We start from the raw sequence: 18,144 nt of genomic DNA on the forward strand, positions 1-18,144 counted from the left end.
CTTTCCCCTTTTTTTCTATGAAAATTACATTCCCCCGTTTACCGCATACCCGGATGTCAACGGTAGTCAAATTCGTACGGAATCGCCATTCTGTAGTCATCACGGCTCTTTTTTACGCCCTGATCTGGGGCCTTTGGGGCAGCCTGCTGAGCAGTTGTAAAAATGACGATGCCGTTGCGGTATTGGGCGACTGGAACCGCCGGTCCGATTTTGAAGGTGTAGCCCGAAACGCGGTAGCCGGTTTTGTGCTGAACAATGTAGCCTACATGGGCACCGGTACCAATGCCGACAACGACCGGCTGAAAGATTTCTGGTCTTACAATCCCGCCAAAAACACTTGGACGCAGCTGGCGGATTTTGGCGGAGAAGCCCGCAACACCGCCGTCGGTTTCGCAGCCGGAACAAAAGGATACATCGGTACGGGCCTGAATGTCAACAGCGAACGGCTGAAAGATTTCTGGGAATTTAACCCGGCTACCAATGCCTGGAAACGCATCGCCGATTTCGGTGGAACCGCCCGCCGGAACGCCGTGGCCTTTTCGGTTGGCAGCAAAGGCTATGTGGGAACCGGTTTCGACGGCAATTACCTGAAAGATTTCTGGTCGTATGATCCGACCAAAGACGAGTGGCAAAAAATTGCCAGCTACGGCGGAGCCAAACGGCTGGGTGCGCTCTCGTTCGTCATCGACGGGCTGGCCTATGTCGGAACCGGCAACAACAACGGGTCGGCGGAAAAAGACTGGTGGGCCTACGATGCGAGCAAAGACGAATGGATCGAGAAAGGTGATTTTGAAAGCGATGAGCTGGTTCAACGCAGCTACGCCGTTGGCTTTTCGATCGGATCAAAGGGGTATGTCACCGTTGGCGACGGCAGCAATGCCGTCTGGGTCTATGATTCCACCACCGACGACTGGTACGAGCAGGGGACCTTCGAAGGTTCAGGCCGCCAGTACGCTTTTGGCTTTGCCATCAACGGAAAAGGCTACATCACCACCGGCAGCAGCGGTTCCGGCCGCTTCGACGACTTATGGGAGTATGACCCGACCGTTGAGCAGGATACGGATACCAACTAACCCACCCGATGAAACGGAAACCGTATCAATCACTGGCCGTTCTCCTGATCGGACTGGCCCTGGTTACAACCTATAGTTTATTCCGCCAGAAACCGGGCTATGAACTCGCGATCATCCACACACCGAATGGCTGGGGGTATCAAATCGTTCACAACGGAACAACCGTCATCGATCAGCCAACGGTGCCGGGACTAGCGGGCAAACACGGTTTTGAAACCGAGGAACTGGCCCGCAAAGTTGGCGAACGCGTCGTTTCAAAACTGCGTCGCGGAGAATTCCCTCCTACCCTCACAGCGCCGGAATTGAGCCAGTTAGGCGTTCCGGTTCGGTAATCTATACGGTTTACGGTATTCGGTTTACGGTTTACGGTAGCTGACGCAAGTTGCCCACGTCAGCCACCGAATACCGTAAACCGAATACCGTAAACAACTATACAGGATTTAGTCCCCTACTTTAGAAAATACTACATGCGAACCTTATTGCGCTTTGCGCTCCCGATCATGACCGGGCTGGTGTTCTCGGCCTGCCTGTCGGGCGACTTAGACGTCGGGCAGAATCTGATCAATCCCGATGAAATGCAACTTCAGTACATCGATACGGTTACAGTCAACCTGTCGACGGTGATGGTACCCGACTCCTTTGTTACGTCTTCCGACAGCAGCGTTCTGGTTGGTCGCTGGACCGACGCCCAGACGGGCCAGATGCAAGCCCGGGGGTTTGCTTCGCTGTCGTACGTTGCCAACGATTTGCCCGATCAAAAAGGCATCCGGTTCGATTCGCTGGTGCTGGAAATGGTGTACGGGTATTCGGTGGGCGACACCCTGAAGCCGTTCATGCTCCAGGTTCACCAGCTTCAACAACCCCTCGAGATCGGGGCCGTTCATTACAACACTCAGGCCGTTGCCTACGGAACCACTCCTCTGCTGCAATCGACGTTTCTTCCGCAGTTCAAGGAAGAAATCCGGCAGGTTCGCATCCGAATTCCTGACGCGATGGCCCGGACTTTCTTTGAAAAACTGGTTAGTAAGGACATCAACAGCAGCGAAACCATGTCCGATTACTGGAAGGGATTCGCGTTTCTGAGTCCGACAACCAGTAACGTCTTTTTAGCCTTTAATCTCACCTCGTCGCTTTCCGGCATCCGGTTGTATTACCGGGGCAACGACATTAGTCAAACGGCGAATAACGTACTTTTTCCGTTTCAGGCGTCGCATTTCACCCAGTTGACCAGCAACCGCAGCGGCACGGCTCTACAGGCTTTGCAACGACCATCGGATGCCGTATCAAGCCGGACGACGGACAATTCGTCCTTTATTGTTCCCGGAGCGTTCCTGTATACCCGACTTGAAATCCCGTCGCTGAGTGAATTCATCAAACCGGAAAATTTCATCGGACTCAACAGGGCCGAGTTGATCATCGAACCGATCAGGCGGGATTTTCGCGACAACAACCCGCCCCCCTCCCAATTGGGGCTCTATTTCACAAACAATCAGAATGAAACCGTTGAGGCTGTTCCCGGTTTTTCTACCGGAGCGAGCGCAGCCGTGGCCAGCTATTCGTATTTGTCAAATGCCATTGAACTCGAAGATGCGTACGTATTTAACATCACGTACTACGTCAACCAGATCATGAAAGGTCAGGCCGTCAACCGGCCCATGTTGTTGCGGGTGCCGATCGGACAAAACACGATGAAAACCATGATTGAACGCATCAAATTCGGAAACCGGCAAAGTACGACCGACCGAATTCGCTTGAAATTATACGTAACGTCGGATACCTAGCGGGTCGGCGCAACGGCTAGATCAAGTCCCACTTTCGGCGGTATTCGCGCGACAAATAGGCGTTGGCTTCCCGGTCGTGCACAAACTTTTCTTTTTTGGGATTCCACTCCAGCTTTCTACCCAGCCGGTACGAAATGAGTCCCAGGTGCATCGGCATCGTCATTTGACGGGCGTATTCCAGATTGGATTCGGGCTGCGAACGGGCTTTCACGGCATCGACAAAGTTTTGCTGATGGCCGGGAGAACGCACCAGCGTCCTGGCGATTTCCGGCATATCGGTCATGATCACGCCGTTGACGGTAATTTCGCGGGTCCCGTAATCGCACAATAACGTGCCCTTATCTCCTTCAAAATACGCACCAATGCCTTTTTTAGCGGCTCCCGGCACATTGGGAGGTTCCGAGGTCCAGTAGAGTTTCAGGTTTTCAAACTCGTAATCGATGCTGATCGACTTGGGAGCGTCGGCAATTCCGTCCGGCGCTTCCCCGGTTGCGCTCACACTTTTCAGATTTTTAGGCTGAATCGACCACCAGACGACATCGGCGATGTGGCACCAGAAATCCTGAAAAACGCCCCCCGAATAATCCAGAAAATACCGGTACGTAAAATGGCACCGCTGGGGCGTGTAGAGCGACTGCGGAGCGGGTCCCAGCCACATGTCCCAGTTCAGGGTCGATGGCGGGGTTTGGTAGTTGGCCGGCCCTAAATCGGGCGGCAGGCCGGTTTTCCACAAGCGGACCGTATGCACGTTGCCAATGGCTCCACCCCGAATCAGTTCAACCACGCGGTGGTAATTGTCTCCGGCGTGAATCTGGGTTCCGAGTTGAAAAACCCGCTTGTGGCGGTTCAGATTTCTGAGCATTTTCTGCCCTTCGCGAACATCGAACGAAAGCGGTTTTTCGCCGTATACGTCCTTCCCGGCCTGAAAAGCCAGAATGGCCACCTGGGCGTGCCAGTGATCGGGCGTAGCGACGGTAATGGCGTCGATGTCTTTCCGGTCCAGAATGTGCCGGAAATCTTCATACCCTCTGGCTTTCGTTTCGGGATTCAGTTCCGACAACCGTTTCAGACTGCCGTTCAGATGATTCTGGTCCAGATCACACAGTGCGACAATTTCGACCTCGGGCAGTTTGGCAAACCAGCCCATGTGGTTGTTGCCCATGCCGCCCAGACCGATGTGGGCAATGCGCAGGCGGTCGCTGGGTGCTACTTTCCGTACGGTTGGAAACAAGGCCAAACCGAGGGCACCGGCGCTACTTTGTTTTAGAAACTCCCGGCGGTTAAGAGGATGATTCATGCAGTTAGTCAGGGTAGGAAATTGGAATTTCAAGTTACAAAAATTAGCGGGCTGCCTTTCAACACGTCACGAAAAATTAACAGGCTGGAAACCAAAGAGTCCGACGGCTTTTTGTTATTTTACACCATCATCTTCCCCACGGTCAAGCCTTTTCCACCGAATATGACTCCAGTCCTACGCAACCTCTGCCTGATACTCTTTCTGGCTGTAAGTCGCCTTCCGCTCCTGCAGGCCCAGCAAACGCAAAACGTCATTTTAGTCACGCTCGACGGTGTCCGGTGGCAGGAGGTCTTTTCGGGTGCCGATTCAACCTTGCTTTTCGACCCGGTTTATTCGCCCGATACGGCCTCGGCGCGAAAATTTTTCTGGGCTTCAACCCCACCAGAACGGCGGCAGCGGCTGTTTCCGTTCTTCTGGAACACCATCGCCAAACAAGGCCAGTTGTATGGCAACCGACTGAAAAACAGCCGGGTAAATACGTCCAATCCGTACTGGTTCAGTTATCCGGGTTACAATGAAATTCTTTCGGGATATTCCGACGACCGCATTAAATCGAATGATAAAATTGACAATCCGAATACCACCGTTCTCGAATTTTTGCACAATCAACCCGCCTACAAAGGTAGAATTGCGGCTTTTTCGTCCTGGGATGTAATCGAAGCCGCCGTGAACGAGAAGAAAACCGGTATTTATGCCAATTCGGGGAATGAACCGGTTCCCGCGCCCAAAACCAGTACCGATTCGCTACTCAACAGCATGATGAGCACCATTCCGGCGCAGGTTTGGGACAAAACCGTACGCAGCGATTTCCTGACGTATTTTGCCGCCAAAAACTATCTGCTGCAAAACCGCCCCCGGGTGTTGTTCATGCAATTTGACGAAACCGACGGGCTGGCCCATGCCGGCCGGTATGCCGACGACCTGAAAATGGTGAATACCGTTGATGCGTTCATGGCCGATCTCTGGAAAACCATCCAGCAACTGCCGCAATACGCCGGAAAAACCACGCTCATCGTCACAACCGATCACGGGCGGGGTCATACGCCGAAAGCCACCTGGAAAGGGCACGGCACCAAAACGCCGGATTCCTACCAGATGTGGTTTGCCGTCATCGGGCCCGACACGCCCCCCACCGGTGAGCAATCCGGCGGACCGGTTTTGTTTCAGAATCAGCTGGCCGCTACGGTGGCCCGGCTTTTGGGACAGGATTTCCGCTGTGAGCACCCGGTTGGCCCACCGGTTCTGACGGTTTTGAAACCGTAGACAAAAAACAAAGGGGATCACTGAAAACTCAATGATCCCCTTGTATGGTCGCCCGTTTTAAGGTAGTTACAAAACGCTTCCATCCATTTCGAATTCCCGGTTCATCAGCCTTTCAAGATCCTGCGCATCAGAATGACACTGACCACCAGGCCACCGGCAATACCGACGGCATCAGCCGCGAGGTCCAACCATTCGAAGTTCCGGTTGATGGGCATAACCAGCTGGTAAATCTCAATCAAAAAACCATAGAGCACACCAATTACAAAAAGGCGCAGCGGAAACCGGTAAACCGTTCCCCACAGGAAACCCCACAACCCGAAAATACTTACGTGAATGACTTTGTCATTTACCGTAAAATCCGGAGAAGGATAGTCACTTGGCCAGGCACAGCCAATGAAAATAGCGATTGTCCAGCCGATTGCGGCCCATTTTACCAGAACGTCAAGTCGCATATCAGCGGGTGAGGGCGGTCATTCGCCACTCGGTCAGAAATAAGAAAACCGTAATCACACTCAGTAAATAAATCACATTCCGGGAGTCGATCAGGCCACGTCCCAACGCCTGATACTGCTCGTCGAGCGCAATCCAGGTCAGCGGATAAGACAGCGTGCCCCAAAACTCCAGGCCCGCAACGGAGCTGATGCCCATGTATAGCAAAAAACACAGAAATACGCCGACAACAAACGCAACTACCTGATTGTCATTGACGGATGAAGCGAACAGGCCCACCGCCACAAACACGCCCCCCAACAACAGCAGCCCGACGTAGGAACCGAAAACGGAAGCGGAATCCAGATTACCGGGCGGATTACCCAGTTGATACACCGAATAATAGTAGAGCAGCGTGGGCAGCAACAACAAAACCACCACCAACCAGTTTGCCATAAATTTGGCCAGAACCAACTGCCAGCGCATCAGCGGTTTGGTGAGCAGCCACTCGATGGTTCCGGCCCGAACCTCCTCGGCAATGGAACGCATGGTGATGGCCGGAATCAGAAACAGCATGACGTAGGGTGTTATCGAAAAAAAGCCACCCAGATCGGCGTAGCCGTAATCCAGCAGACTCGTGTCCGGAAACACCCACAGCATCAGCCCCACCGCCGTCAGGAAAACGACCATGATGACATAGGCGACCGGCGAACTAAAAAAGCCGTTGATTTCTTTACGGAAAACAGGCAGCATAGCGTGATCAGACCAGAGAGGACAGACAAGAGAAAAAGATACGCTGAAGCAGGTCTGGTTTATCTCCTGTCATTTCTCTACATCAATTTTGAAAATCGGAAAATGGCGGTTTATTCCGCCGGATAAACGCAGCAGCAATTAAGGAGATGAGCACCCCAAAAATAGCCGCAAACAGAATACCGACCAGAAACTGCAAGCCGGGGCTCTGAATTTTTTCGGTAAATTCCATGGCCTGTTCGATCTGTTCGTCCGCCATGCCCCGGTTTTCCATCTGCTCGCGCGCATTGTCCAACATCTGCTGGCGAATGGTTGGGTCGATGAAAGTCGTATAAATAAGGTTGTAGGTGATCGAGATTAACCCCGAAATCACGGAAAGTAACGTTCCCAGACTAACGCCTTCGCCAAAACTCATAAACCCGCCGTTAAGCGTGCGGAATTCACGCATCGCCATGACGATAAGCACAATAGAAATCAGCAAACTCAACCAGGGCAAAGCCGTATTGGAAAATTGCCCGGTAAGGTTGATGACGGTGGTATAAACCATAAAAATGACGCCGGATATCAAGCCCCATTTAAGAGCCAGGCGAGCGGTAGATGGTTTTTCTTCCATTTCAATACGAGTTTTCGATTAGGATTTGGGGGATTGGGAGCGGTCCGGTTCGTCGGGGGCCGGATTGTACAGACTATAGTCTTGCCTTCTGAAAAGTAAGGAAATTATCAATACGGGTAAGATAGCCAGCACGGTTTTCTTACTTATTTCGTCCCCCACCAGTGTCTCCAGCGTAATCTGGTCGACTTTTTTGAGCATTTTGACGTATTCAGCCTGGCCCAATGTCTCTACCAGCCGCCCTTTCGTTGCCATAATCAGCTGCCGCATTTCATCGAGATAGTGCGTAAAAACCGTGGGGTCGATATACTTCAGAAACAGATAAATCAACCAGGCCGTCAGCATGGCCCCCACCGTGTTGACCACGTAGCAGATGCTGAGGGCCTCCCAAAGATGCAGAAAACCGTGACCGATGTTCTTGCGATAATACCAGACAGCCGCCACCATCATGATGATCTGAAAGCCAAAATCCAGCACTTTATGATTGCCCAGGGGCATAATGCCCAGGCCATAAAGGGCCAGAAAATACGCGAAACACAATACCCCCGCCAGTATCCCGAAAAATACCGGGACCTTTAATAACGGATGGTTAAAAAACGAAATAAGTTGTTTCACTGCGTTTTATAAATGTTCAATAAAGCCTTTGTTGATAATCCATAACGCCTTTCCCCGTAAAGTCTTGCCAAAAAACGGCGAGTTTTTTGACCGGGAAGCGGTTCGTTCGTACGTCCACTCCAAATCCGGATCGAATACCGTCAGGGTGGCGGGTTGATTTTCGTCGATGGTCAGCGACGGCAGCCGCAGAATCTGGCGTGGCCGGTGCGTCAAGGCTTCGATCAGCGGTTCAAGCGGCCATTCGGGATAATGGGTACGGACCACCGCAAAAGCGGTTTCCAGGCCGATAAGGCCAAATTCGGCGTGGTCGAACTCGATGTTCTTGCTTTCGTCGTCCTGCGGATTATGGTCCGAAACGATGGCGTCGATGGTGCCGTCGGCCAGTCCCTGCTTCAGAGCTTCAAGGTCGGCGGGCAACCGAAACGGGGGATTTACTTTCAGATTGGTATCGAAACCCATCAACGCCGAGTCCGTAAAAGCCAGCTGGTGGGCGGCCATATCGCAACTTACCGGCAACCCCTGCTGTTTGGCCTGCCGGATCAAATCGACGGCGCGGGCCGTCGAAATGGTGGAAAAGTGCAAAACCGGCGTCTCCACGGACCGCCGGGCGGCCCCGTTCAGTCCTTGCGATTCGGAACCTCCGTCCCCGCCTGCAACGGCCTCTTTCTCCCGGTCAAAGTCAGCCCCGTCAAAGGCCGGATTTTCACGGATTGGAGTCCGCGGGTACAGGTAGTCCAGAATCCGCAAATCCCGCTCGATCATCATTTCTTCGGCCATCGCGGGCATCCCTTTCAGGCCCAGCAACGTACTGGAAAGGCCCTCGTTCATCTGCCCGAACAAGGTAAGATGCTGCTCTTCCGGGCGATTCATCAGCAAACCGTTGAAAGGGCGCAGATACTGGAGCGTTTTCAGCAGCAGGTCGGGATGGGTCAGCGGTTTTTCACCATCGGAAAACGCCACCGCCCCGGCATGATGCAGATCGATCATATCCGTAAAATCCTGCCCTTCCGTTCGTTTGGTGATGGCGGCAATGGCGTGCACATTCACCGGTTGCCCCAGTGTGGCCTGCCGGACATACCCGATCGTATCTTTCGAATCGAGAACGGGTTTGGTATTGGGAAGAATGGCGATGTCGGTAAAACCGCCGAGCATGGCGGCCCGGCAAACCGTAGTCAAATCTTCCTTTTGTTCATACCCGGGGTCTTTGGCCGAAACCCGCAGATCGACCCAGCCCGGAGAAATACACAAACCAGCCTGTTCAATGATTTTGACAGCGACACCAGACTCGTCGGCATCAGCGCTGAGGGATTCGCCGATCTGGCGGATCAGACCATTTTCTAGTAATACGTCACGAACCTGTCCATTAAATGGCGACTGTGCGTCTACGATTCGGGCGGCACGGATGAGTAATTTCATGAGAATGCAAAAAAAAAGCCCCGGCTGGAGCTTCCTGATTCAATCGGTGGCTTACGCGCCCACCAAATCTTTATAGGCTTCGGCCGACAGCAAATCTTCGGCTTCGGCACCGTCGGTTAGTTTTACCCGAATAATCCAGCCCCGGCCGTACGGATCGTCGTTGACCAGTTCGGGTGATTTTTCAACTTCCGGATTAATTTCAAGTACTTCACCCGGAATGGGCAAAAACAGGTCAGACACGGTTTTTACGGCTTCAATCGACCCGAATATTTCACCTTTCGCCAAACTCTGGCCAACGCTCGTGATGTCCACGAACACAATATCACCTAATTCACTTTGGGCAAAATCCGTGATACCGACGAGGGCCGTATCCCCCTCGATGCGAATCCACTCGTGATCTTGCGTATACTTTAATTCTGCGGGAAAATCCATACGTACCATTTCGTTTAGCGCTGCAATTTACACAGGTAAAACGGTTTTACAAACCTTCCTCACGGCCTTGTTCGCAGTCATTTGAGCGCGAAGGCTACGCAGCGGTCCCGAGCGGGTTTTCCGTTTTCCGCCCCGCAGGCAATCCCTACGTACTGTTTTCCACACCGGATAGGTCACGGGTGTCGCGTAGCCGGAAGCTGCATTTCGCAAAGTAACTGTAACTTCCCGTCCGGCAATCGACTACCCGGAGTTTCGCGTCGGGTGTGGCGGCAATGAAAACAGTCCCCCGGTATTCGGATCGGCATGAACTACCGGTTTATAATAAACAAAAAAACCGCCCATCGACAAGTCGATGGGCGGGCGGTCAGCTTACTTCTTTATCAGCGGCTTACGCTTTCTTAAATTCAATCGTCATGGTGTACGTGTCGATCTTGCCGTCGCCATCCAGATCGTCTTTCTGCGTCGCACTCCACTTCATCGTATTACCCGACGTTTCCAGATCGTAAACCTGGGCACCATCGCTATCGGTAATGGTCAGTTTATTACCGTTGACCGACCACTTGGATTTGTCTTCAGCCGGATTAAAATCATCCAGGTCATCCGATTTGCAACTCGGTGAAGGCGTTCCGGTGATGGTTCCGTTGCTGTTAAAGGTAACTTTGGTGTCCGTTAAACAGGCAACGGCGTCTTCGGCTCCATTTTCATTGAAGAAAGCGAGTAAATCGGTAACTTTTTTCCCATCACCAAAATCAATTCCCGGATTCACTTTCATTCCCGAAATTTTCCAGCTTCCACTCACGGCGGATGGTTTTACATCCGGTTCGCCATTGCTATCCTTGTCTTTGCTACAGCTGGCAAACCAGAGGGGTAGCGCCAATAACATCATGAGAGTCCAGCCATAACGGAAATTCACACGGTTCAGAAGTACTGTTGTCTTTTTCATTTGTTGTTTGATTTGATTGTTAAAAATTGATTTGTGATTCAAAATTGGGTAAAATCGGGGCGGTCAGCCAGTGCATTACTCGTGAAATGCGTATATTTAGGCTTGAACAGTTACATCCGTCCCATGAACTGGTTTGGCGGTTTTGTTGAGCATCGTCGGAGCTTGGTTTGGCGGTAAAAACCCGTTTTTTCTCTAATCACGGATGCGATTGAATACCGCCTGTAAGGGAAAACAAATAGCCCATACTTAAAAAATAATCTTCTGTGTAACTCTGTCATCTGGTGACTTCCCGATATATAATTTTGACCCCGTCGGATCACCACTAAACCAGGAACCGCCAGTCGGTTACACTCAGATCAAGTCTATGCTGATAACAACTACTCCGAATATCGAAGGCAAACGGATCGTGCAATACCTTGGCCTGGCCAACGGTGAAGCCATCATTGGTTCGAACCTGATTAAAGACATCTTTGCGACTGTGCGCGATGTAGTCGGCGGGCGTTCAGCCGCTTACGAGCAGGCCTTACGGGAAGCCAAGAGTATCGCGATGAAAGAAATGATTGAACAGGCCCAGCGGCTGGGAGCCAATGCCATTATTGGCGTCGATCTGGATTATCAAACCATTGGCAACAACGGCGGTTTGCTCATGGTCAGTGCCAACGGCACGGCAGTAGTGATCGAATGAGCAGGTGGCCGGAATGAAGCGTCGAGCCGTAACACCGAAGCAACGCTTCATTCCTGTTATTCGTCAGCCCCTTACCGTTTTCCCAGCGGAAATGTATACCCAACCGAGAACGTAGACACCTGCTGGCTTACGTATTCCGCCGGTTGCGGATCGGCGTTGGTTCCCAGGCTGTAGGTATACCGTCCTTCGATCAGCAACCGACCCGGTCCGACCGGAATGGATACCCCAAGGCCGCCGGTAGCGCCGTATTCCAGCCGGTCGTCGTCTTTGGTCAATTTCTGTTTTTCGTCCAGCAGGGTTTCACCAGCCACGACAATTTTGGCTGCGCTACTCAGACCGTAGGCGACATAGGGCCCGGCATTCACGAAAAACCGGGTTTTTCGGCCAAAGGAAAGCTTCAGTAAAAGCGGTATTTCTATGGCACTGGCCGATGCCTGGATTGAAAAATTGCCCTCACTGGATTCACCGGCAAATTTCACCGACCGGCGTGTATACAGTATCTCCGGCTGAATCGAGAAGACGTTCCCAAGTCCGTAGTTAATCACCAGACCGCCCGTAAAGCCTGGCGCCGTTTGTGACTCCCCACCTTCGGTTCCTTCCAAACCGGGGTTGAACTCATTCAACAAGGCATTGACACCGCCCCGAATACCAATTGAAAGTCCCTTGCCCGAATAGGCCGATTCCGTTTTGATGCGGGCCGGTTTCTCCGGTTTGGCCACTTTTTCGGCCTTTGGAGCCTTCTCCGGTTTTTCAGCCTTTCCTTTTTTCGAGCGTTTGGCCGTTTCTTTCGTTGCCATTTCCGGCTGCGGTTTCGTCTCGGCACCGGTTTGTTGCGCCAGCAGCGGTTCGGTTTCGGCGGTTGTCGTTACGGAGGCAACCGCCGTCGTTGTGGCCTGCGGAGCTGTAGCAATGGCTGGCTTCGGTGCGGGTTTCTTCGCTGCGGTGGTTCTCGGCTTGGTGGTAGTGGTTTTCTTCTGGGCCGTAGTTACCGGTTTTTTCTGTACGGTCGCTATGGGCTTAGCGGCTGTTGTCGTCGTTTTGGGTTTGGCGGTTTGAGCCTCAGCCAACAGGCCGACTGCCAGCAGGCACATGGTAAAAAATGATGCTTTCATTCGATGTTCACTAAGTGATGTGTATCTGTTGTTACTGATGCTGCAAAATTATAGCGCTGAACATCGCATTGAAAGAGAAGAACTACGTGATTTTTGAGCGTAGTTTCACTGTAGCATTTCACGACACAAAAAAGGCAGCCCGCACAACGGGCTGCCTTTTTTGTGAATGATGAGTTATGAATGATGAACGATGAATGGCTAACGCGCGGATTCAAATGCGTTAGCCATTCATCGTTCATCATTCATAACTCATCCTTATTTTAAAACCGGTCTTCGTCGTCATCATCGTCGTCACCGAAGTTGGTGCCGGGGCTGAACATGCTGCCTAACAGGTCTTTAAACTGCTGACCGGTATCCATCGCCTTCTTGCCCACGAGCGAATATTCCGCCAGACCGTGCAACGCGAATTCCATCATAAACAGTTTCTCCTGCCGACTCAGCCGGGAGTGCAGCGAATCGACCACATCGTCCAGACCGTCGATGGCTTTCAGGCGGTTTTCGTAATCGCGCGTGGGCAGGTCGTTCAGGAAATCCATGATATTTCCATCGCCGAACCAGTCGGTTATCTTTTTGTAGGGATTACCGCCTTTCTGTTTTTTCGCCTTTTCGGGATTCGGGAAATAATTCAGAAACTGCGTTCGAATGGCTTTTCCGATCAGGTTTTGGGCCACGATCACCGGGCCTTCCACTTCACCTTCGTACACCAGCTCAACTTTTCCGCAAATCGCCGGAATAACGCCATACAGATCCGTAATCCGAACATACGTTTCCTTCTCGCCATTGAGCAACGCCCGGCGTTCGGCTGCCGACAGCAGGTTTTCAAAAGCCGCGATGGTCAACCGCGCCGAAACCCCACTTTTTGAGTCAACGTATTCACTGTCACGGGCTTCGAGAGCAATCTGTTCAATCAGATCGGCAACCAGGTCGTTGGTTTTTACCATGCCTTTTTGCTCGGTCTTGACAATGGCTTCCTGCTGCGTAATTTTCTTTCCAATTTCCAGCGACTTCGGATAGTGCGTCACAATCTGACTATCGATCCGGTCTTTCAAGGGCGTTACAATACTGCCCCGGTTGGTATAATCCTCCGGATTGGCCGTAAAAACAAACTGAATGTCAAGCGGTAAGCGTAATTTAAAACCGCGGATCTGAATATCACCTTCCTGCAAAATATTGAACAGCGACACCTGAATCCGGGCCTGCAAATCCGGTAATTCATTGATGACAAAAATGCCCCGGTGCGAACGGGGAATCAGCCCAAAGTGAATCGTCCGTTCATCCGAATACGGTAACTTCAAGGTAGCGGCTTTGATCGGATCGACATCGCCGATCAGGTCGGCAACGGACACATCGGGTGTGGCCAGTTTTTCGGTATAGCGATCATCGCGATGCAACCAGGCAACGGGAGTCGCATCGCCTTTTTCGGCAATAACGTCGTGCGCAAACCGGGAAAGTGGCATCAGCGGATCGTCATTCAGTTCGGAGCCTTCCACAACCGGAATGTATTCATCCAGCAAATTGACCATCAGCCGGGCAATCCGGGTTTTGGCCTGCCCGCGCAACCCCAGCAAATTGATGTGGTGCATCGACAGAATAGCCCGTTCAACATCCGGAATGACGGTGTCTTCGTAGCCCCAGATACCAGGAAAAACGGCCTCTTTCGCCTTAATTTTCTCAATTAAGTTGTCGCGAAGTTCTTGTTTAATGGATTTGGACTTGTAACCGGCAGCTTTCAGTTCGCCGAGGGTTTTTATTTTTACTAACTCTTTACTCTTCAGGGATGAATAGCTCATGAAATCGTTGTGTAGCGTCGGAAATGGTGGTTTTATTGAAGTAACGGGGATCGGCCGGAATTAGTTTTGCCGATCCCCGTTCCCGGTTATTTCATATTCTTCCGGCGGTTTCGCTGGAAATCTTCAAACATCATGTTTCCCAGTCCCTGCAAACCGCTGTAGTAAGCGCGGCCGTTGTTCACCTTCGTAAATTCATGAACAAACTGCTTCAGGTAGGGATCAGAGGCAATCATAAAGGTGGTAATCGGGATATCGAGCCGACGGCATTGGGCCGCCAGTGTCAGCGTTTTCGACACGATCTTGCGATCCAGACCAAAACTGTTTTTGTAATATTTGATACCTTCTTTCAAACAGGTCGGTTTTCCGTCGGTAATCATGAAAATCTGCTTGTTCTTGTTTTTCCGCCGACGCAGTAAATCCATCGCCAGTTCGAGCCCGGCCACGGTATTGGTGTGGTAGGGCCCCACTTCCAGATACGGCAAATCCTTCACCTGAATCTGCCAGGCGTCGTTGCCAAAAACAATGATGTCGAGGGTATCTTTGGGGTATTTCTGCTTGACCAGTTCGACCAGCGCCATACCGACTTTTTTGGCGGGCGTAATGCGGTCTTCGCCGTAAAGAATCATCGAGTGGCTGACGTCGATCATCAAAACCGTCGAAGTCTGGGTTTTCTGTTCTTTCTGAACCACCTCCAGATCACGCTCCATCAGCGTAAATTCATTGACGCCACTGTTAATCTGGGCGTTTCGGATGGATTCGGTCATGGAAATCTGTTCGAGTGAATCCCCAAACTGAAAGTCGCGCAGGTCACTGCTCAGTTCGTCGCCCACGCCCGTAAACGGCGTGTGGTGGTTGCCCCCGCTTTTCGAGCGTTTCAGTTTTCCAAAAATCTCCTCCAAAGCCGACTTGCGGATGGATTGTTCACTTTTGGCGGTCATGGCGAGCGTACCCTCTTCGTTCTGCTCGGTCAGGTAGCCTTTTTCTTTCATTTCATCGACGAAATTGCCAATGCCGTATTTGTCGTCGGTGAGCCCATAGCGCCGATCGAGGTCGTTCAGGTAGGCCAGCGCCTGTTCGACATTCCCCGAGGTCATCAGCAAGAGTTGCTGAAAAATATTGAGCAACTGGTCGAATTTGCTGCCTTCTTTTTTTTCGGGCGGAATATAATTAGAGAATTGGAAGCCTTTCATGGAATACGGTCGTTAGGTCAGCGGTTATCGTTGAAGAAAGAACAGCGCGTTCAGCGGATTTGTTCGCTTAGTGAAAATACGAATTTTCCGGTAATTCTCATACCCTCATTCATCCCCCGTTCCGGCGTACGTATCCAGTCGGATTGGCAGTTCTCTGTTTTTCGTTTCGATTTCTTTGCTGTACACAACCTGCTTTTTCCCTATATTTGCGCTCCTTTTCCCTTCATCATCAATACAGAATCCGAATTGTGGCGTTTCAGCCAGCGATTCACTTATTCAATAATTTCCCACTGTATGAACGTATTGAAATTTGGCGGAACGTCGGTAAAATCCGTTGAGAATATCAAAAAAGTCATTGCCATCATTCTGAACCACCGCCAGAACGGGGATACCCTCGGGGCCGTCGTGCTGTCGGCCATGAGCGGGGTGACCAACCAGTTGATTGAAATTGGCCGGATGGCAGCGGTCAACAATCCGGATTATCTGGAACTGATTCGGGGCATTGAAGACCGCCATTTCAACGTCATTAAGGGGTTAATTCCAATTAAGGAACAAAGCAAGGTGTTCGGCAAAGTCCGTGGTACGGTCAACGAACTCGAAGATTTACTGCGGGGTGTATCGCTGATTCGCGAGTTATCGGATCGGACGCTGGATCTGGTGATGAGCTTCGGTGAACGGCTTTCGTGCCTCGTCATCAGCGAGTGTCTGAAAAGCAAAGGCGTTCCGGCCCGGTTTTGCGACGCCCGTGAACTCATCAAAACCGACGCCCAGTTTAGTATGGCAACGGTCGACGAATCGATGACGAACCAGTTGATCCGGGATTATTTTGCCACCATTGGAACGGATTTGCCCATTGTGACGGGATTCATTGGTTCGACGGCCAACAACGAAACGACGACGCTGGGCCGGGGTGGTTCCGACTACACGGCGTCGATTCTGGGGGCGGCTTTGAACACCGACTTCATCGATATCTGGACCGACGTCGACGGGATGATGACCGCCGACCCGCGCAAAGTGCCCAACGCCTTCAATATTCCGACGATCACCTACGCGGAAGCGATGGAGTTGAGCCATTTTGGGGCCAAGGTCATTTATCCGCCCACACTGCAACCGGCTTTTGCCAAAAATATTCCGATTCGCATTCTGAATACGTTCAATGCGAGTCACGAAGGCACCGTAATTAGCCGGACCGCCGACCGGCGCGATTTTACCATTACCGGTATTTCGTCGATCGACGATATTGTGCTGGTCAACATTCAGGGCAGCGGGATGATTGGTGTGGCCGGGGTTTCGGCCAAGCTGTTCAGCACGCTGGCGCATTACAAAATCAGCGTCATTCTGATTTCCCAGGCTTCGTCGGAACATTCGATCTGTTTTGCCATCGAACCCCGCAACGCCGAACGCGTCCGCGACATTCTGGAAGCGGAATTTGCGACCGAAATTGCCCACGGACATGTCGACAACATCAGCATCGAAAAAGACCTTTCGATCATTGCCACCGTGGGCGAAGGCATGAAAAAGAGTTCGGGCATCGCCGGGAAGCTCTTTTCGGTGCTGGGTAAAAACGGGGTCAACATTATCGCCATCGCGCAGGGTTCGTCGGAGATCAACATTTCGGTGGTAATCAACAAAAACAACCTTTCGAAAGCGCTCAATGCGATGCACAACGTATTTTTCCAGTCCGAAGCCCGGATTCTCAACCTGTATCTGGTTGGGGCGGGCCTGATTGGCCGAACGCTACTGCAACAAATCGAATCGCAATACGAGTTTCTGCGCACCGAAAAGCTCCTGCGCATTTGCCTGGTCGGAGTGTCGAACACCAAGAAAATGCTGCTCGACCCCAAAGGAATCGATCTCACCAACTGGAAAGAACGGCTGACGACTGAAGGCGTAACGACGTCATTACCCGCTTTCGTTGAAAAATTAAAAGATTACAACCTGCCCAACAGTGTGTTTATCGACTGTACGGCCGACAAAGACATCCCGTTGTTTTATGAACCGCTACTCAACGCCAACGTGTCGATTGTCACCCCGAACAAGGTGGCAAATTCCGGCTCGTATGCCGAATACAAACGGTTACAGCGGGCGACGGTCCGGCGAGGGGTCAAGTTTTTGTACGAAACCAACGTCGGCGCGGGTCTGCCCATCATCAACACCTTGCAGGGTCTGATGACGTCCGGGGACCGGTTTCTGAAAATTGAAGCCATTTTATCGGGCACATTATCCTATATTTTCAACAACTTCAAACCCGGCGTTTCCTTTGCCACTATTGTGAAGGAAGCCAAGGAAAAAGGGTTCACCGAGCCCGACCCGCGCGAAGACCTGAGTGGCATGGATGTCGCCCGAAAAATCCTGATTCTGGCCCGTGAAGCCGGTTTCGAGCTGGAGCCGTCCGACGTCACCATCCACAATCTCCTGCCCGAAAGCTGCATCAAAGCCCCCGGTATTCCGGCCTTTTTCGAGGAATTGGACCGTAACCATGCGTATTTTGAAAACCTGCTTCAGGGGGCCGAAGAGCGCAACGAAAAATTACGGTATATCGCCACGTTTGAAAACGGGAAAGTGACCATTGAACTGCGGTCGGTCGGTTTCGACCATCCTTTTTATTCGCTTTCGGGTGCCGACAACATCATTTCGTTTACAACGGAGCGGTATAAAGAGCGGCCGCTGGTGATTAAAGGTCCCGGCGCGGGTGCCGAAGTGACGGCAACGGGCGTATTTGCCGATGTGGTCAGTATTGGGAGTTATCTGGCGTGAA

17 protein-coding genes are annotated in these 18,144 nt (G+C 51.8%); 6 read left to right on the forward strand and 11 right to left on the reverse strand.

Annotated elements, in window-relative coordinates:
• The first annotated feature begins 17 nt into the window (after nt 1-17).
• The 3 genes from EHT87_RS17115 (at nt 18) to EHT87_RS17125 (ending at nt 2,854) form a co-directional block, all read left to right on the forward strand.
• Nucleotides 18-1,073, forward strand: a complete 1,056-nt coding sequence (locus EHT87_RS17115) for a Kelch repeat-containing protein (RefSeq protein WP_229321138.1) — start codon at nt 18-20, stop codon at nt 1,071-1,073.
• An 8-nt stretch (nt 1,074-1,081) separates the two neighbouring features.
• The gene (locus EHT87_RS17120) at nt 1,082-1,405 is read left to right on the forward strand and encodes a DUF4907 domain-containing protein (RefSeq protein WP_124907869.1); all 324 of its coding nucleotides are present in this window, start codon (nt 1,082-1,084) and stop codon (nt 1,403-1,405) included.
• 135 nt (nt 1,406-1,540) lie between these two features.
• Nucleotides 1,541-2,854, forward strand: coding sequence for a DUF4270 family protein (locus tag EHT87_RS17125; RefSeq protein WP_124907870.1), 1,314 nt, complete (start codon nt 1,541-1,543; stop codon nt 2,852-2,854).
• Between the two features lie 16 nt (nt 2,855-2,870).
• Here EHT87_RS17125 and EHT87_RS17130 read toward each other — a convergent pair whose 3' ends face one another.
• Entirely contained in the window at nt 2,871-4,151 is a 1,281-nt protein-coding gene (locus EHT87_RS17130; RefSeq protein WP_124907871.1) for a Gfo/Idh/MocA family protein, read from the reverse strand.
• Between the two features lie 162 nt (nt 4,152-4,313).
• On the opposite strand from EHT87_RS17130, the gene EHT87_RS17135 reads away from it, so the two are divergent.
• Complete coding sequence (locus EHT87_RS17135) at nt 4,314-5,414, forward strand: alkaline phosphatase family protein (protein WP_124907872.1); 1,101 nt, start codon at nt 4,314-4,316, stop codon at nt 5,412-5,414.
• A 104-nt stretch (nt 5,415-5,518) separates the two neighbouring features.
• Here EHT87_RS17135 and EHT87_RS17140 read toward each other — a convergent pair whose 3' ends face one another.
• The 7 genes from EHT87_RS17140 to EHT87_RS17170 all read right to left on the reverse strand — a co-directional run bounded on the left by EHT87_RS17140 (nt 5,519) and on the right by EHT87_RS17170 (nt 10,609).
• Entirely contained in the window at nt 5,519-5,866 is a 348-nt protein-coding gene (locus EHT87_RS17140) for a VanZ family protein (protein ID WP_124907873.1), read from the reverse strand.
• Nucleotide 5,867: 1 nt separating this feature from the next.
• Nucleotides 5,868-6,596 (reverse strand): gliding motility-associated ABC transporter permease subunit GldF, encoded by a 729-nt coding sequence (gldF, locus tag EHT87_RS17145; RefSeq protein ID WP_124907874.1) that lies wholly within the window; start codon nt 6,594-6,596, stop codon nt 5,868-5,870.
• An 82-nt stretch (nt 6,597-6,678) separates the two neighbouring features.
• Complete coding sequence (locus tag EHT87_RS17150; RefSeq protein WP_124907875.1) at nt 6,679-7,206, reverse strand: DUF4199 domain-containing protein; 528 nt, start codon at nt 7,204-7,206, stop codon at nt 6,679-6,681.
• Between the two features lie 18 nt (nt 7,207-7,224).
• Nucleotides 7,225-7,818 carry a DUF4199 domain-containing protein gene (locus EHT87_RS17155; RefSeq protein ID WP_124907876.1) on the reverse strand — a complete coding sequence of 198 codons (594 nt, stop codon included), beginning with the start codon at nt 7,816-7,818 and terminating at the stop codon, nt 7,225-7,227.
• Nucleotides 7,819-7,824: 6 nt separating this feature from the next.
• Nucleotides 7,825-9,234 (reverse strand): dihydroorotase, encoded by a 1,410-nt coding sequence (locus EHT87_RS17160; RefSeq protein WP_124907877.1) that lies wholly within the window; start codon nt 9,232-9,234, stop codon nt 7,825-7,827.
• A gap of 51 nt (nt 9,235-9,285) precedes the next feature.
• The gene (gene gcvH / locus EHT87_RS17165) at nt 9,286-9,666 is read right to left on the reverse strand and encodes a glycine cleavage system protein GcvH (protein ID WP_124907878.1); all 381 of its coding nucleotides are present in this window, start codon (nt 9,664-9,666) and stop codon (nt 9,286-9,288) included.
• Nucleotides 9,667-10,054: 388 nt separating this feature from the next.
• On the reverse strand, nt 10,055-10,609 hold the full coding sequence (locus tag EHT87_RS17170; RefSeq protein ID WP_124907879.1) for a lipocalin-like domain-containing protein: 555 nt from the start codon (nt 10,607-10,609) through the stop codon (nt 10,055-10,057).
• 364 nt (nt 10,610-10,973) lie between these two features.
• Here EHT87_RS17170 and EHT87_RS17175 point away from each other — a divergent pair, with 364 nt between their 5' ends.
• Nucleotides 10,974-11,294, forward strand: a complete 321-nt coding sequence (locus EHT87_RS17175; RefSeq protein WP_124907880.1) for a heavy metal-binding domain-containing protein — start codon at nt 10,974-10,976, stop codon at nt 11,292-11,294.
• Between the two features lie 71 nt (nt 11,295-11,365).
• On the opposite strand, the gene EHT87_RS17180 is transcribed toward EHT87_RS17175, so the two are convergent.
• The 3 genes from EHT87_RS17180 to EHT87_RS17190 form a co-directional block, all read right to left on the reverse strand.
• Nucleotides 11,366-12,406 (reverse strand): porin family protein, encoded by a 1,041-nt coding sequence (locus EHT87_RS17180; protein WP_124907881.1) that lies wholly within the window; start codon nt 12,404-12,406, stop codon nt 11,366-11,368.
• A 260-nt stretch (nt 12,407-12,666) separates the two neighbouring features.
• A complete protein-coding gene (locus EHT87_RS17185; protein WP_124907882.1) occupies nt 12,667-14,196 on the reverse strand; it encodes a sigma 54-interacting transcriptional regulator in 1,530 nt (509 codons plus the stop codon).
• A gap of 86 nt (nt 14,197-14,282) precedes the next feature.
• Nucleotides 14,283-15,386 (reverse strand): vWA domain-containing protein, encoded by a 1,104-nt coding sequence (locus EHT87_RS17190; protein WP_124907883.1) that lies wholly within the window; start codon nt 15,384-15,386, stop codon nt 14,283-14,285.
• Between the two features lie 294 nt (nt 15,387-15,680).
• Here EHT87_RS17190 and thrA point away from each other — a divergent pair, with 294 nt between their 5' ends.
• Nucleotides 15,681-18,143 carry a bifunctional aspartate kinase/homoserine dehydrogenase I gene (gene thrA / locus EHT87_RS17195; RefSeq protein WP_124907884.1) on the forward strand — a complete coding sequence of 821 codons (2,463 nt, stop codon included), beginning with the start codon at nt 15,681-15,683 and terminating at the stop codon, nt 18,141-18,143.
• The last annotated feature ends 1 nt before the right edge of the window (nt 18,144 follow it).

This window comes from Larkinella knui, assembly GCF_003858645.1.
Lineage (GTDB): Bacteria > Bacteroidota > Bacteroidia > Cytophagales > Spirosomataceae > Larkinella > Larkinella knui.

Coding starts and splice junctions, on each gene's coding strand:
- EHT87_RS17150 (WP_124907875.1), bottom strand. CDS start 7,206: ATGGAAGAAAAACCATCTACCGCTCGCCTGGCTCTTAAATGGGGCTTG.
- EHT87_RS17130 (WP_124907871.1), bottom strand. CDS start 4,151: ATGAATCATCCTCTTAACCGCCGGGAGTTTCTAAAACAAAGTAGCGCC.
- gldF (WP_124907874.1), bottom strand. CDS start 6,596: ATGCTGCCTGTTTTCCGTAAAGAAATCAACGGCTTTTTTAGTTCGCCG.
- EHT87_RS17120 (WP_124907869.1), top strand. CDS start 1,082: ATGAAACGGAAACCGTATCAATCACTGGCCGTTCTCCTGATCGGACTG.
- EHT87_RS17180 (WP_124907881.1), bottom strand. CDS start 12,406: ATGAAAGCATCATTTTTTACCATGTGCCTGCTGGCAGTCGGCCTGTTG.
- EHT87_RS17185 (WP_124907882.1), bottom strand. CDS start 14,196: ATGAGCTATTCATCCCTGAAGAGTAAAGAGTTAGTAAAAATAAAAACC.
- EHT87_RS17140 (WP_124907873.1), bottom strand. CDS start 5,866: ATGCGACTTGACGTTCTGGTAAAATGGGCCGCAATCGGCTGGACAATC.
- EHT87_RS17135 (WP_124907872.1), top strand. CDS start 4,314: ATGACTCCAGTCCTACGCAACCTCTGCCTGATACTCTTTCTGGCTGTA.
- gcvH (WP_124907878.1), bottom strand. CDS start 9,666: ATGGATTTTCCCGCAGAATTAAAGTATACGCAAGATCACGAGTGGATT.
- EHT87_RS17125 (WP_124907870.1), top strand. CDS start 1,541: ATGCGAACCTTATTGCGCTTTGCGCTCCCGATCATGACCGGGCTGGTG.
- EHT87_RS17160 (WP_124907877.1), bottom strand. CDS start 9,234: ATGAAATTACTCATCCGTGCCGCCCGAATCGTAGACGCACAGTCGCCA.
- EHT87_RS17170 (WP_124907879.1), bottom strand. CDS start 10,609: ATGAAAAAGACAACAGTACTTCTGAACCGTGTGAATTTCCGTTATGGC.
- thrA (WP_124907884.1), top strand. CDS start 15,681: ATGAACGTATTGAAATTTGGCGGAACGTCGGTAAAATCCGTTGAGAAT.
- EHT87_RS17115 (WP_229321138.1), top strand. CDS start 18: ATGAAAATTACATTCCCCCGTTTACCGCATACCCGGATGTCAACGGTA.
- EHT87_RS17175 (WP_124907880.1), top strand. CDS start 10,974: ATGCTGATAACAACTACTCCGAATATCGAAGGCAAACGGATCGTGCAA.
- EHT87_RS17190 (WP_124907883.1), bottom strand. CDS start 15,386: ATGAAAGGCTTCCAATTCTCTAATTATATTCCGCCCGAAAAAAAAGAA.